9 protein-coding genes are annotated in these 16,993 nt (G+C 30.5%); all 9 read left to right on the forward strand.

Annotation, left to right across the window (positions count from 1 at the left end; genetic code table 11):
• The first annotated feature begins 49 nt into the window (after positions 1–49).
• The 9 genes from VJY38_RS09515 (at position 50) to VJY38_RS09555 (ending at position 16,930) form a co-directional block, all read left to right on the forward strand.
• Entirely contained in the window at positions 50–1,711 is a 1,662-nt protein-coding gene (locus VJY38_RS09515; protein WP_353680459.1) for a sodium:solute symporter family protein, read from the forward strand.
• A gap of 15 nt (positions 1,712–1,726) precedes the next feature.
• Positions 1,727–1,942 carry a hypothetical protein gene (locus VJY38_RS09520; protein ID WP_353680460.1) on the forward strand — a complete coding sequence of 72 codons (216 nt, stop codon included), beginning with the start codon at positions 1,727–1,729 and terminating at the stop codon, positions 1,940–1,942.
• A 12-nt stretch (positions 1,943–1,954) separates the two neighbouring features.
• The gene (locus VJY38_RS09525) at positions 1,955–3,139 is read left to right on the forward strand and encodes a galactokinase (RefSeq protein WP_353680461.1); all 1,185 of its coding nucleotides are present in this window, start codon (positions 1,955–1,957) and stop codon (positions 3,137–3,139) included.
• Complete coding sequence (locus tag VJY38_RS09530; RefSeq protein WP_353680462.1) at positions 3,117–4,163, forward strand: UDP-glucose--hexose-1-phosphate uridylyltransferase; 1,047 nt, start codon at positions 3,117–3,119, stop codon at positions 4,161–4,163. Before VJY38_RS09525 ends, VJY38_RS09530 begins: the two co-directional genes overlap by 23 nt.
• Positions 4,160–7,798 (forward strand): glycoside hydrolase family 2 TIM barrel-domain containing protein, encoded by a 3,639-nt coding sequence (locus VJY38_RS09535; RefSeq protein ID WP_353680463.1) that lies wholly within the window; start codon positions 4,160–4,162, stop codon positions 7,796–7,798. Before VJY38_RS09530 ends, VJY38_RS09535 begins: the two co-directional genes overlap by 4 nt.
• A gap of 113 nt (positions 7,799–7,911) precedes the next feature.
• Complete coding sequence (locus tag VJY38_RS09540; RefSeq protein ID WP_353680464.1) at positions 7,912–9,609, forward strand: peptidylprolyl isomerase; 1,698 nt, start codon at positions 7,912–7,914, stop codon at positions 9,607–9,609.
• 6 nt (positions 9,610–9,615) lie between these two features.
• Entirely contained in the window at positions 9,616–12,372 is a 2,757-nt protein-coding gene (locus VJY38_RS09545) for a TonB-dependent receptor (protein WP_353680465.1), read from the forward strand.
• A gap of 14 nt (positions 12,373–12,386) precedes the next feature.
• Entirely contained in the window at positions 12,387–15,878 is a 3,492-nt protein-coding gene (locus VJY38_RS09550) for a hypothetical protein (RefSeq protein ID WP_353680466.1), read from the forward strand.
• Positions 15,879–15,892: 14 nt separating this feature from the next.
• Entirely contained in the window at positions 15,893–16,930 is a 1,038-nt protein-coding gene (locus VJY38_RS09555; protein ID WP_353680467.1) for a PorV/PorQ family protein, read from the forward strand.
• Positions 16,931–16,993 lie beyond the last annotated feature (63 nt).

Genomic DNA, 16,993 nt, shown 5'->3' on the forward strand with positions numbered 1-16,993 from the left:
TAAATGCAAACGTTTGAAAAATTCTTAACAATAAATTAAAGGTCAATCTATGCCATCTATTGGTTTAACTTTTATCGATTGGATAATTATCTTTATCTACTTTGCCTTTGTACTGGGCATAGGAGTTTATCTCCGAAGATTTACAACAAGTGAAGAAGATTTCTTTCTAGCAGGAAGAAAAAATTCTTCATGGGTAGCAGGACTTGCATTTTTATCAGCAAATCTTGGTGCTCTCGAATTACTAGGAATGACGGGGAATACATTTAAGTATGGAATGTATGTAGCTCATTTTTACTGGATAGGTGCAATACCAGCAATGCTGTTTCTGGGTATCTATATGATGCCATTTTACTACAGCAGCAAAATTAAATCTATACCAGGTTATTTAAAGCTTAGGTTTGATGAAAAAACAAGAGTTCTAAATGGATTTGCATTTGCAGTAATGACATTGCTTGTCTCAGGTATTAATCTTTATGCAATGGCTCTGGTTTTACATACATTCTTAGGCTGGAACTGGGATATAAGTATGTGGGCATCTGCAGTAACAGTTGCAGCATATGTTACATTAAGTGGATTAATGTCAGCAATCTTTACAGAGATAATTCAATTTTTCTTAATCTGGTTTGGATTATTCTTAGTTTCAATTATGGGAATAATTGAAATAGGAAGTATAGACCAGATTCTAAATCGACTACCAGAATCAATGAATACATTGTGGTCAACATCATCAGATCCAACAAAAAATGGAATGTTAATACACTGGTCTGGTATTGTTTTAGGATTGGGTTTTGTTCTATCGTTTGGTTACTGGACAACAGATTTTTTAGTAGTTCAAAGAGCATTTTCAGCAAAAGATTTAAGAGCAGCAAGAATGACACCAATACTTGCATCATTCTTTAAGATGGCTTTACCATTTATTGTAATACTTGCTGGCTTAATTGCAATTGCATTGTCAAATGATCCAAATAGTGGATTTAAGTTACTTGAAGATGGAGGACAGATTAATTATGATTCTGCACTTCCAATGTTAATTAAAAGATATTATCCAAGTGGATTGGTTGGTTTAGGAGTAACAGCATTACTTGCTGGATTTATGGCAGGACAGGCAGGTAACATCAGTGCTTTCAATACAGTATGGACATACGATATATATAAGTCAGTAATTAATAAAAATGCAAGTGATACTCACTTACTCTGGATGGGAAGAGTATCAACAGTAGTAGGAGTTTTAATTTCATTAATAACTGCATACTGGGCAAAAAGTTTTCCAAGTATAATGGATTATATGCAGGCAATTTTTTCCTGGGTAAATGCACCATTGTTTGCAACAATGTTATTGGGAATGTTCATATGGTGGATAACACCAAATGGTGCATTCTGGGGATTAGTAACAGGGATGCTATCTTCATTTTTAATGTATATGGGAGTAAAATTTCATTGGTTTAATGAAAGTATTATAACAATGTCAAGTGTACAAAGTGATATGGCAGCAAATTTCTGGAGAGCATGGTGGGCATGGTTGATATGTGCTGTGGTTACTGTAGTAATTAGTTTGTTTACAAAAAAGAAACCAAAAGAAGAATTAGTAGGTTTGGTAAAAGGTTTGACAGAAGAAAAACACGATTCACATCTACCATTTGTAAAGAGACCAGAATTTGTTGCAATAATTTCTTTAATAGTTCTAGTAATATTAAATATAATTTTCTGGTAAAATGGAGAAATTAAAATGACAGTAAAAGGAATGAAACCAATCTGGTACTTTGTAGGATTAATACTCCTGATAATGGGAGGAATAATATTTCTTACAGGTATTTATTATTTGATAAATCCTTCGGCAAGAGTTACAGTTTTAAGTGAAATTCATCCAAACATCTGGTGGGGAGCTGTAATGTTAATTTTTGGAAGCATAATGTATTTCAAATTCAAAAAGGAGACTATTTAATAGATGGAAATTATGGCTGATCTATATTCGATAGAAAAAAAATTTAAAGAACTATTTAATGAAACACCTCTATTGCTTCGTTCACCTGGAAGAATTAATCTAATTGGTGAACATACTGATTATAACATGGGATTTGTTTTGCCTGGTGCTATCGATAGAGCTATTTATTTTGCTATCACACCTCGAAATGACAAACTATGTAAAATTTATGCTTATGATCTAAATGATAATTATGAATTTTCTGTTAATGAAATTCAACATTCAGAAAAAGGTTGGCCTAATTATTTAATTGGTATTGTAGATCAATTAAATCAACTTGGCTATAACATTAATGGTTTTAATTTGGTTTTTGGCGGCGATATTCCTATCGGAGCAGGATTATCTTCATCTGCTGCATTGGAAGCTGGTCTTGCATATGCATTAAACTCAATTTATGACCTGAAAATTTCTAAGTTAGATCTCGTTAAACTTTCTCAAAAATCTGAGAATGAGTTCGTTGGCGTTAAATGCGGTATTATGGATCAGTACATAAATATTTTTGGTGAACAAAATAAATTACTAAAAATTGACTGTCGAACTCTTGAATATGAATATGAACCATTTGAATTCAACAACATAGCAATTGTGCTATTTAATACAGGTGTTTCTCATTCACTTGCTTCTTCTGAATATAATTTAAGAAGAAAAGAATGTAAAGTAGGTGTCGAGATTGTTCGAAAAGATTTTCCAGAAATTAATAGTCTGCGTGATGTTTCACTTGAGATTTTGAATGAATATAAAAATAAAATGACAAATAAAATTTTTAATCGATGTAAATATGTGATCGAAGAAAACGATAGATTATTAAAAGCATGTGATGCATTAAAGAAAAAAGATCTTACTACTTTAGGAAATTTATTGTATCAAACACATGAAGGTTTAAGTAAAGATTATGAAGTTAGTTGCGAAGAACTTGATTACCTTGTTGATCTAACAAAAGAACATTCAAGTATTTATGGTGCAAGAATGATGGGTGGTGGATTTGGTGGTTGCACAATTAATCTAATTGAAAAGGATGCTGTTGATTATGTGTGTAATTTATTTTCTAAAAAATACAAAGAAAAATTTGGCATTGAATTAAAATATTATGTCACTTCAATAAGTAATGGAACAAATTTTCAAAACATTTATGAAAATGAAAAACTCAGAACTAAATAATTATCCACATAGAAGAAAAAATATTTTAACAGGCGAATGGATACTCGTTTCTCCTCATAGAACACAAAGACCATGGCAGGGAGAAGTATCGAAAGTTGAAAATGAAACTCGACCTCAATACGATCCTGAATGTTATCTGTGTCCAGGTAATAAAAGAGCAAATGGTGAAGTAAATCCCAATTATGAAAGTACTTTTGTTTTTACAAATGATTTTTCTGCTCTGCTGGATAATATACCAGAAAATAAAACAAATGGATTACTAACTGCTAAAAGCGAAAAAGGTATTTGTCGAGTTGTAAATTTTTCACCTCGTCACGATTTGACTTTGGCAGAAATGACAGAACAGGAAATTGAAAAAGTGATTGAAACCTGGATTGATGAATTTAAAAATCTGAGCTCTAAACCTTTTATAAAGTACGTTCAGATTTTTGAAAATAAAGGAACAATGATGGGTAATAGTAATCCACATCCACATTGTCAAATCTGGGCACAAGAAAATATACCAATGGAACCATCTAAAGAATTAAAAAATTTCAGAAAGTATTACAAGAAATATAAACGAAGTTTGCTTTCAGACTATCTGAAATTAGAACTAAAATTGAACGAACGAATTGTTTATGAAAATAATTCTTTTGTTGTACTCGTGCCTTTCTGGGCAGTTTGGCCTTATGAAACAATAATTATTTCTCGAAGAAAAATTGCTAACATTACTCAATTAAAAAATGAAGAAAAAAAAGATTTTGCTAATGCATTGAAAATTATAACGACTAAATATGATAACTTATTTAAAACAAGTTTCCCATATTCATCAGGTATACATCAAGCACCAACAGATGGTAAGGATTATAAAGAATGGCATTTCCATATGCATTTCTATCCACCTTTATTAAGATCTGCAACAATAAGAAAATTTATGGTCGGTTACGAAATGCTTGCAGAACCTCAAAGAGATATTACACCAGAACAGAGTGCTAAAATTTTAATGGGTTTACCTACTATACATTATAAAGGGGAATTAAAATGAATGCAAAAAGAATAATTACTTCATTTTTCATCTTCATGATTTTTGCTTTTAGTAATATTTATTCTCAATTAGATTTTGATATTAATAGATATATAGAAAATCCAGAAGTCTTTGGAGAAAACAAAGAAGAACCAGCTGCAATTTTAATTCCTTACCAAAATTTTGAAAAAGCTTTACAAAGAGAAGTTGATAAATCAAGTTATTATTTATCTCTTAATGGAAACTGGAAGTTTGATTGGAAAATTAATCCAGCACTTGCACCAAAAGATTTTTATAAAAAAGAATTTAATGATAAAACATGGAAGGAAATTCCAGTACCATCTAACTGGCAGATGTTAGGATATGATCATCAAATGTATCGAAATATACCAATGGAATTTTATCCATACAATCCTCCTTATGTACCTGATGATATAAATCCCACTGGATTTTATAGGAAAAAATTTAAAATACCTTCTAACTGGAAAGAAAGAAAAATCTACATCCACTTTGATGGTGTACAATCAGCAGCATTTGTTTGGTTAAATGGAAAATATATTGGATATCATGAAGATGGAATGACACCTGCAGAGTTTGATATTACAGATAAAATTGAAAAAGGAGAAAATATACTTGCAGTAATGGTATTAAGATGGTGTGATGGTTCTTATTTAGAAGATCAGGATATGTTTAGATTCTCGGGTATTTATCGAAATGTTTATCTTTATTCAAAACCGCAAATAATGATAAGAGATTTGTTTATTAAAACAGATTTAGATGAAAATTATGTTAATGCAAATTTAATTTTAGATTTTACATTGAAAAATTATACAGGGAAATCAAGTCAAGTAAAAATCAAATACACATTACTGGATAAAGAAAATAATAAAGTACATTCATATACTTCTGATGTTATTGATGTGAATGATAAAATTAATACATCAATCACACAAAAAATTAATAATCCTCAAAAATGGTCAGATGAACATCCATATCTTTATAAATTAATTGTTGAATTAATAGATAAGAATGAAAATGTTATTGAAATTATTTCTCAAAGAGTTGGATTTAGAGAACTTGAAGTGAAAAATGGTATTGCAATGATGAATGGGATGCCAATTTATTTTAGGGGTACCAACCGTCACGAAATTAGTCCAACCGCAGGTAAAACTCTAACAAAAGAATTAATGATTGAAGATATAAAATTATTAAAGCAATTTAACTTTAATTCTGTTAGAACGAGCCATTATCCAAACGATCCATTATGGTATGAACTGTGTGATGAATATGGTATTCTACTTCAGGATGAAGTAAATGCTGAATGCCATTATACAGAAAATGAATTTCCTTCACGAAGTGAATACTTTAATGCTTTTATGGATAGATTTATAAGAATGGTTCAGAGAGATAAAAATCATCCAAGTGTAGTTATGTGGAGTACTGGAAATGAATGTGGACTTGATAAACCGCATTATGCAATGGCAGATTATATCAGAAAATTTGATCCAACAAGATTTTTAATGCATCAATCTAACTGGCCAGATGGCGAAGCACCTTATGTTGATATAATTGGTCCACGTTATCCTACTCCAACAAGATTAAGACAAATTGGATTAACTGCAACAAAACCTGTCGTTATGGGTGAATATGCACATGCAATGGGAAATAGTCTTGGCAATTTTGATGAATTCTGGGAAATAATTTATTCAATCCCAAAACTTCAGGGTGGATTTGTATGGGATTGGGTTGATCAGGGATTAAAAGTGAAAGCAAAATTTGTGAAAGATTATTCTAAAAATGATATTCAATGTGCTGTAATGGGGAATCCAGAATTAGTGAAAGGTGTGGAAGATAATGCAATTAAATTAAGTGGACTTGATGATTGGATAGAAGTTTATGATGACGAACGACTTGATATTAGAGATAAAAATTTATTTATAGAATTAACAGTGTTTCCACAAAAGTTTTATCAAGAAAATTCTCTAATTACTAAAGGTTATCAGTTTGGTATAAAACAAATTAAAGAAGATTCTTTGAGTTTCTACATCAATTCATATAGAAATAGTTTGAAAATTAAATTACCAGATGATTGGTACAATAAATGGCACAAAGTAAAAGCAATTTATGATGGTAAAGAAATGTCAATCATAATTGATGAGAAAGTATTAGGTAAAAAAGAATATAGTAGAGAAATAAACTCGTTACACTATCCAGTTAATATTGGGAGAGATTCATATCGTAATGATGATCAGCATTTAGGATGGTTGTCAAATTATATATTCGATGAAGTAAAATTATCCGATAAAATTAATGGCGAGCCTATCTTGTGGATAAAATTTGATGAGATTAAAGAAGGTCAGGATTACTACACATATGGAATAAGTCCTTTCTGTATAAATGGAATGGTTACTGCAGATAGAAAACCACAACCAGAACTTTGGCAGGCTAAACACAGCATGTCACCAGTGAGATTTTATTCTGTTAATCTTTCAGAAAGAAAATTCAAAGTTGTAAATAAAAATTCATTTACAAATCTTAATTACTATGACTTTGAATGGCTGTTGTATAAAGATGGAGTACTTGAATCATCAGGAAAATTCGACATAAACTTATTACCACAACAAGAAAAAGAAATAACATTGCCCATTCCTAAAAATTTAGATAATAATTCTGAATATGTTTTAGAAATATCATGTAAGCAGAAATACGACGAACCATTCAAGCCAAAAGGTTTTGAAATTAATTTTGAACAGTTTGTACTTAATAAAAAAGAGTTACAAGTTCATAACAAAAAAATAGATAATGCAAAAATTATTGAAGAGGATTCAATAGCATATTCTATAAAAATTAATGAAAACACATATCAAATAAACAAACGAAGTGGTGACCTGAAATTAATTCGTAAAAATAACCCAATTATTTTGTCGATGACTGCTAATGTATGGCGTCCACCAATATCAAATGAAAAAGTAGATTGGGGTAAAGCAGAAGCAGAAGATTGGTATAGAATGGGATTGAATGAAATTAAAAATGAAGTAGAGGAAATCAAAATAGATACGATTAATTCAATGATCAAAGTAAAATTAAACACTACTTTTTCTCGAACAAGTGATATTGTTATAAACGAGTTTACTTATAAATTTAACGAAAGAGGAGAAGTAGATGTTAAGCACTTAATGATTCCACTTGGATATTTTAATGTAAACTGGTTACCATGTATTGGATTAAAGATACATGTTCCTGATAATTATAAAAATCTTACATGGTATGGAAGAGGCCCAATAGAAAATTATCCTGATAGAAAAACAGGTGCAAAGTTAGGAATACATAAGATTAATATAGATTCGTTAATGAATCCATATATAGAACCTCAAGAATATGGAAATTATTCTGATGTAAGATGGTTTGAATTAAAGAATGCTTCAGGTGAAGGAATAAGCATAATAGCTAAAAAGCCTTTGCATTTTTCTGTAGTTCCTTATTATAATCTTGATAGATCCAGATATACTTTTCAACTAAAGAAAGATGATTATTTAGTAGTTCGACTTAATTATAATATTACAGGTGTTGGAGATACACCAAATCCAGCAATGCCGCAATATAGGGTTTATCCAGAAATTTATTATAGTTCATTTACTCTAATTCCAATTTATTAAGAGATGTTATTTAAATGTGTTGCTATTATTAAAAAATTTATACAAATTTACTGAAAAGGTTACCGCAAACGTTTGTAAATAGTTAATTTTAGAAATTTTCGAAAAATATTTTTATGAAAAGTATCTCATATAAAATACTAATTACAAGAATATTAATTACTGTACTTATTTCGCAATTTATTTTTATATGTAATAAAAATATTTATGGCTTTAATGATACACTTGCTATTATTAATAAAAAAGTAATAACAGTTAATGACTTTATAAGCTTTTATAAAGATAAATTGATTCGTTATGGTCTTAATGATACTTATGACTTGAGATTAAAATATTTATTAAATCTCGTGAGTGATGAGTTATTAATTGCTGAAGCAAAATCACAAAACTTACACAAAACAGATAAAGCTATAAAAGAATTAAAACGAATTCAAACTCAGGAATTACTTAATGCTTATGTTACAAAACATATTTCAAATAAAATTAATGTAACAGAAAATGACCTGAAAGATTTATTTATAAAATTAAATACAAAAATTAAAGTACGACATCTATTTGCTCGAACAAAAGATAAAGCTGATTCCTTGTTTAAAGAACTTCAAAATGGAAAAAGTTTTGAACAATTAGCAAAAGAAAATTTCAATGATCCAGTTCTTAAAGAGAATGGTGGTCTTCTGGGTTATATATCCATAGATGAAGTGGATCCAGAATTTGAATCAGTTGCATTTTCTATGAAAATTGGAGAAGTGTCAAAACCTGTTAAAACTGTTTATGGATATAGTATTATAAAAGTTGAAGATATTAAACAAAATCCTTTTACAACCGAGTATGAATTTTTGAAATCGAAAGAAAAATTAAAAATGTTTGCTCGCAAACGTGCTTTCGAAAAAGCTGCTAAAGAATATTCTCAAATACTACGTGAAAATTTAAATACGAAGTTTAATCATAAATTGTTGTCAAAATATTTCCTGAACTTTCAAAATGATTCTTTGAATTTGATAGTAGAACAACCATCAAATATTTCAACAAATGATTTAAATAAAATTGTGGTTACATCCAAACTCGAAAATTGGAGCTTGAAAAAATTAATTAATGAATTAAATAATGTACCAGAAAAGCAAAAAAAATGGATTCATACTCAAGAAAACCTTGAAGATTTTATTGCTGGTTTAATAAATAGAAAATACATTATTAAACAGGCAGAAAAAGAAAAGCTCAATGAAAATCCTGATTATAAACAAAAAGTAGATTATAATTTTGATACTTATTTGTTAACAGAAATAGAAAATAAATTAAAAAGTAATATCACTATCTCTACAGATTCAATAAAAGTTTATTACGAAAAAAATAAAGACCTTTTCAAAACTAAACCACAAGTAAGATTAAGTAGTATTTTATTGAATGACTCTACTTTAGTGGATACAATTCTAAGTAACTTAAAAAAAGGAGTACAATTCGATTTACTTGCTAAAAAATACTCTATACAAAAAATAACAGCAGAGCGAGGAGGTGATATAGGTTATTTTACAAAAGAAGAATTATATGAATATGGTGATAAAATATTTTCAATGAATGTTGGTGAATGGATTGGTCCATTAATTAACGATGGAAAATTTTTATTCCTGAAGTGTACAGATAAAAAAGGTTCTGAAATAATTCCGTTTGAACAGGCTTATCGTGAAATAGAAGAAATGCTAAAAAACTTCAGGTGGTTTAAGTTAAGAAATGAATATGTAGAATCATTAAAAAATAAGTTTAGTTATAAAATAAATAAAGATAAACTGAAGTACTTAAAAATTAATAACAACATTTAAATGCATATGAAAACAAAAATTATAGCATTCGTAATAGTTTTCTTTCCATACATTTTGTATTCACAAAGTACTGGTAAAATTGCTGGGAAAGTAATTGACGCCAGCACTGGCGAACCAATTGTAGGAGCAAATATAATAGTCGAAGGAACTAATTATGGTGCTGCTACAGATATTGAAGGCGAATATGTAATTGTAAAAGTTCCTTCAGGTAATTACAATGTAATAGCTTCATACATTGGATATGCAAAAACAATAACAAAAAATGTTCAGGTATATGCTGATTTAACGACTAACCTGAATTTCAAATTAACTCCTACTACAGTAACTCTTAATCAGGAAATTGTTGTGGTTGCTCAAACTCCATTGGTAAAAAAAGATTTAACAGCAACCGAATCAAGAGTTACATCGGAAGAAATTAGACAATTACCACTTCAAGATCTTAGCAGACTTATCAGTTTACAGGCAGGAGTAAGTAGAGATCAAAGTGGTGGCATTCATATAAGAGGTGGAAGAAGTAGTGAAGTCTCTTATTTATTAAATGGAATAAGCATCACCGATGATTTTACAAGAACGCAAGCATTAACAATAGAAACTGAATCAGTTCAGGAACTTCAAGTAATAAGTGGTTCATTTAATGCTGAATATGGTAATGCAATGAGTGGTGTTGTGAACATAATTACCAAAACTGGGGGATCTAAATTTCAGAGTAATTTTGAAGTATGGACTGGTGATTATTTGAGTAATCATAAAGATATTTTCTGGAATATAGAAAAGATTAATCCAGTCTCTAACTATAATTTTCAGGGTTCTGCTGGTGGACCAATTTTAAAAGATAATTTAAGATATTTTGTTTCTCTAAGAAGATACCATAATGGTGGTTATATTTATGGAATTAACAAATATAATCCACAGGGAAGATATAAATTTGTTGATGGTCAATTAGTCCCAAATCCTGGTGATAGTTCATTTGTCTCTATGAACTGGAATGATAGATGGAGTGGTCAGGGAACACTTGACTGGAATATATCAGAAGGATTTAAATTAAAAATCGATGCGTTTGGTAGTCTTGAGAAAAGTAGATTTTATAATCACATTTATAGACTTAATCCAAATGGAGATATGGGAGGAACAAGCAAGGGTTATAGTCTGTTTGCAAATTTAACTCATCTTATTTATACAAACACTTATCAAGAGCTATCATTTGCATATAAATTTAATGAATTTATTTCAAGACTGTATGATGACCCCTATGATTCACGTTATGTTCATCCAGATTCAATGAATGTTCCAGGTTATCACTTTTTAAGAGCAGGAACAAATCTTAATAGATTTCAACGTAATACTGAAAGTTTTATTATAAAGTGGAGTTTCACCAGCCAATTAGATAAAATTAATTTAGCTAAAATTGGTGCAGAATTACAGTTCGATAAATTATTTTATGAAAATATTACTTTAATTCCAGAAGTATTACCTAATGGTCAACAAGTTGTTCCATTCAGACCATATATTCAGGGGATTGAATCACCACAACACGATCGATTCAATCGAAATCCTTTTAAGTTCAGTGCCTTTATTCAAGATAAAATTGAATTTGAAAGCTTGATTATAAATGTTGGTCTCCGTTATGATTTATTTAATCCAAATGGTAAGATTCCAGTTGATCCAAGTGATCCAAATATTTTTAATCCATTTAAGCTCGAACACATTTATAAAGATTTGAATAACGATGGAAAAATTGGACTCGATGAACAAAGAGAAGACAATAAATTTACACTTGCAGAAAAAGAAGCATTCTGGTATAAAAAAGCATCTATAAAATCACAATTAAGTCCTCGTGTTGGTATTGCATATCCAATTACAGATAAAGGGATTATACGATTTTCATATGGAATTTTTCAACAGATTCCTGAGTACAGCCAGCTTTACTTAGGAGATCAATTTAAATTAACTTCTGCTCAGGGTATTCAAGGACCTTTTGGAAATAATGATCTTAAACCACAAAAAACTACAATCTACGAGCTTGGACTTCAACAACAATTTTTTGAAGACTTTGCTCTGGATGTAACAGCATTTTATCGTGATATTCGTGACTGGATTTCTTCAAGTCAACCTATTCCTACTTTCCTTGCTGGAATTTCTTATTCACAAAGAATTAATAGAGACTTTGCTAATGTACGGGGTATAACATTAGCAATTAACAAACGATTTACAAATAATTATTCATTTGGTGTTGATTACACATTTCAAATTGCAGAAGGTACAAATTCTTCGCCAGACCAAGAATTCTTTTCACAGTTAAATGGAGCTGAGCCAACTAAAATTCTTTCTCCTTTAGATTGGGATCAAACTCATACTTTCAATGCTAATTTATATGTTGGTGATGTTGACTGGGGTTTAAGTCTAATTTTTAACTTTTACACAGGTCAACCATATACTCCAACTTACATAGCAGGAGCTTATACTGGAAGAAATGTTCTAAGTGGTCTTGCTCAAAACAGTAGACGTAAACCATCAATTGCAAGACTTGATCTTGAATTACACAAGAACTTTAATTTTTCATTTCTGGATATTCAATTATTCTTAAAAGTTTTCAATCTACTTGATGCAAAAAATCCTGTGATTGTATTCGGAGATACTGGTAAACCAGATTTTACAATTGAAGAACTTCAGGTTCGTGATTACGATCCAGGATGGTTTGATTATCCAAACTTTTATAGTGAACCAAGAAATATTTACATCGGAACAAAAATTTACTTGAAATAAAATTGGTAAGGTTTATGAAAAAAATAATTTTACAATTTTTGGTCATATTTTTTGTATCACAAATATTTTATGGACAGGTTATAAAACATAAGCCCTCGGATTTCAGAGGCGATGTAAATTATAGACGCAATTCAAATGTTGATGGAAATAATATTCGAGCAACCATATTTAATTCTGGATACAGTGGAGATCCTTCAAATAGACCAGATTATATTGATTACGAATGGCCAAAAAATACTAATAGAATTTACATCGCTTTAATCGAAATCTTTCTGGGTGGCGAAGTAAAAAGTAATACAGGCGAAACAATTTATCTTGTTGAAATTCCAGCAGGTAGAACAGATCCCTCAACTGGAAATTCATGGAATATGGAGCCCGTCCCAGGATTTTTAAATCCTCAACAAAATGAAATTGCAAGAAGTGATAAACCAGATTCCTGGCCTACTGCAGTTCAAGGTGGCTGGAGAGATAAAAGATCTGATCCAATTGATCCAGGTTGGGTTGGTTCGTGGAATGGTTTTTTTGGAAAAAACATTTTTAATGCAGACCAAGAATTTTTCTTTGTTACATCTGATGACCTTTATAAAAGACAACCATATACACCAGATACTACTGATCTAACACGTGGTGGTCTTGGACTTTTAATGGATGTTAGAACATTAGCCTGGTCTCAAGTTTTAATTAACGACGTTTTATTTTTCATTCATGATATTAAAAATGATGGAACTAAAACTATTGATAAAACATCTTTCTGCCTCTTTGTAGCAGATTGGGTTGGTGGAGATGCTCCTGATGATTATCCTTATGTAGATTTACAGACCGCAACTACTTTTCTTACTGATGCAGATAGAATTGGAACAGAAGCTTTTGGAACAAATCCAGTTGGTGTTGCATCACTTAAATATATTGAAACTCCAGGTAATCAAGTTAATGGAATAGATGACGATGGAGATTCTGATGAATATTCAGATTTAATAAGTAGAATTCAAAATGCTGAAACTGTAATACCTCATTTTACAGCAAATGATTTTCAACCCAGATTTATTAGACCTGGAGATAAGATTGTTCTTATTGAACCAGAAACTTTTAATAGAATAATTACTGTATATCCTCAAAACGGTGGTATAGTAAAAAGTCTTGGAAAAGATTTTTATTTACCTCCAGAAGGAATTACTCTCAACGAAGATACTCTTGCTAATGGATTTGATGAAGATTTAGATGGATTGATTGATGAAAAAGAAACTTTGCACTTATTCCACATAAACGAAATAACACAAACAACAAATCCTGTTCGATTTATAAATTATCTTTCATTTAATGTTGGTGATACAGTAAAAAGAGGTTTTTGTGTTGCTGGATTAAATGCAGAATGGAATTATCAAAATGTTGCACCAATGATAGATGAATCTCGTGATGATGGATTTGATAATGATAATGACTGGGATTCATTTCTTGACGATAATGGTCTCGATGGTGTAAGGGGAAGCGGGGATGAAGGAGAAAAAGATGGAAAACCCTCAAGTGGCTCTGGAACAAATTTTCCGGGCGAACCAAATATAGATAAAACTGATGTAAGCGAAACAGATTTAATTGGAATTACTGCTGCACTTCAAATTCCTGATGGTACTCTTAATTTTAATACTGCACCAGATAAAGGAATGTGGGATTTATTAATGGTTCCAGGCAAAATTAATCTTGTTCGTCAGGTTGGTGAATTTCAAACTTATGTTTCATCTGGTTACTTCCCGATTTTACCAGGTCAACGACAAAGAATGGCAGTTTCGATTGCAATTGCTGGCGGTGGTAATACCAAAGATGCTGATATTGAAAGTGTTATTAAAAAACAACGTCAGGCAACAACTGCTTATGCTGCAGATTATCAATTTGCTCAGGCACCTCTTCAAGTTACATTAACTGCTGTTCCCGGAGATGGACAGGTAACATTATATTGGGATGATGAAGCAGAAAAATCTTTTGATAGATATATAAATAAAATTGGTGGTAATGGTCGCGACTTCGAGGGTTATCGAATCTATCGCGCTACAGATGCTGCTTTCCAGGATGCTAAAGTAATTACTGATGCTTATGGTGTAAAAACTTTACTTCGTCCAATTGCTCAATTTGACTTGAAAGATGGGATTAAAGGTTTGCATCCAATTGATATTAATGGAGTTAAATTTGACCTCGGTAACGATACTGGATTAAGACATGTTTACGTTGATAGAGATGTTGTTAATGGACAAAGATATTTTTATGCTGTTACTGCTTACGATTTTGGTTATGAGCCTGCTAGAATTCCTCCAACAGAAACTCCTATTCAAGTTAATGTTTATACAGATGGAACAATAACTCATAGTAAAAATGTAGCTATTGTAAGACCAACTTCAAGTTCTGCAGGATATTTACCACCTGAAATTGAATATCTTAAACACACAAGTGGAGGTGCAAGTGGTAATATTAATTTCAGAATTATTGATCCATCAAAAATTAAAAATGGTCATGAATATGAAATAACTTTCAAAGATACAACCTATAAAATTGATAATAGAGATGTAATTAGAACTGTTTCGTTTTCTTTAAAAAATGTTACTGAAAATAAATATTTATTGAAAGATGATAAAAGAATTAACATTGGAGATGAGCTTCCTGTTATTGATGGATTTCAAATGAGTCTAGAAAATGTTCAGGATATTTCAATAAACAATCTTAAAACAAAATGGAATGATCCTGATATCTATTCATTCAATTTCGATACATTTACTTATCTTACAATAAAAGGTGTTACTAAACCAAGCGATTATAAAATAATTATTGGTGAACAAGGTTTATCAACTTCGAAAGATACAACAATACTCGGAAGAAAATTTTCAGCCATCCCTGTTAATTTCAAAGTTATAAACACAACAGAAAATAAGGAGATTGAATTTTTATTTAGCGAAAGAGATGGAACTGATGGTAAATTGAGTATCGATCCAGTAAGTGGAAGAGCAGATGCCATTTACTTTCTTGAAAAAGATAAGAACGGTAAAAAAACATTTACATGGCAATTTGCACTTAATCTCAAAGGGAAAAGAAATCCTCAGGCTGGCGATACACTAAATATTATACTCAACAAACCATTCCTTTCTTATGATGTATATAATTTCAAAATGAAAAGCTCATCAATTTCTATTGATAAAGCTAAAGAAGAATTAGATAGAATAAGAGTTGTTCCAAATCCATATGTAGCAGCAGAAACATGGGAACCAAGAAATACTTATACAAGTGGACGTGGTCCTCGCGAAATTCATTTTATCAACTTACCAGCAAAATGTACAATAAGAATTTTTAATGTTAGTGGAGCTTTGATAAAAACTATCGAACACGATTCTCCTTATGAAAATGGAACTGAAATATGGGATGTATTAAGCGATGAAAAATTTGAAATAGCATATGGAATTTATGTCTATCATGTTGATGCCCCTGGAATAGGTCAAAAAACAGGAACCTTTGCAATTATTAAATAAATTTTAGAGAAGCCATGAGAAAAGTAAAAAATAAAATAGTTATTCTATTAGTGATTAGTACTATGTTACTACCACTTTCAAATTACGCTGCGGGAGTTAATAAAATTGGTACTGCAGCTGCAACATTTTTAAGAATTCCAGTCGGAGCGAGAGCCACAGGTATGGGAAGTGCTTTTGTTTCGATGATAAACGATCCTTCTGCTATTTACTGGAATCCTTCTGTACTTTCTACAATTAAATCTAACTCTTTGCTTTTAGACCATTCACCCTGGATGCCAGGAATTAATTTTGATTTTATTGGAATTGTTCTCCCATTTGAAAATTTAGGTACAGTTGGAATAAGCACAACATTTCTCTATACTCAAGAAATGGATGTTACAACACCTTATGCACCAATGGGAACAGGGGAAACATTTACAGCTTCGAGTTTTGCTGTTGGAATTTCTTATAGCAGATATTTAACAGATAAATTTTCTATAGGTGGAACTTTTAAATTTATTAAAGAAACAATTTATAACACATCTGCTTCGGGAATAGCTTTTGACATTGGTACAATTTACGAAACTCCATTTGCTGGTATTAGATTAGGTGCAAGCATATCAAATTTTGGAACAAAAATGAGAATGTATGGTGAAGATTTGAATGTTAGAGTAGATATAGCACCAAATCAAGAAGGAAATAATCAAAGTATTGTTGGTAAACTTAATACCGAAGAGTTTGATATGCCTTTAATTATGCGAATAGGTATTTCTGGTGAAGTTATAAATACCGATTTAATTAGATGGACACTTTCTGCTGATGGAATAAACCCAAATGATAATGCACAGAGCATTAATATTGGAACTGAGATTGGATTATTGAATAATCAGGTTTTATTCCGTGCTGGTTACAAAGATTTATTTCTTGAAAATAATGAAACCGGGCTGACATTTGGCTTCAGTCTAAATGATGTAAAAGTTTTTGGTGATGTATTAATTACAACAGAATATGCATATCAAAATTTTGTGCATTTAGGTAATTCTAACAGATTTACATTAATTATAAAATTTTAATAACAATCATCATGAAATCTCAATTAATTAACATAGTTATTAAATCCCAATAAAAAGGAGGGA

Origin of the sequence: Rosettibacter firmus, assembly GCF_036860695.1 — a bacterium.
GTDB classification, from domain to species: Bacteria; Bacteroidota; Ignavibacteria; order Ignavibacteriales; family Melioribacteraceae; genus Rosettibacter; species Rosettibacter firmus.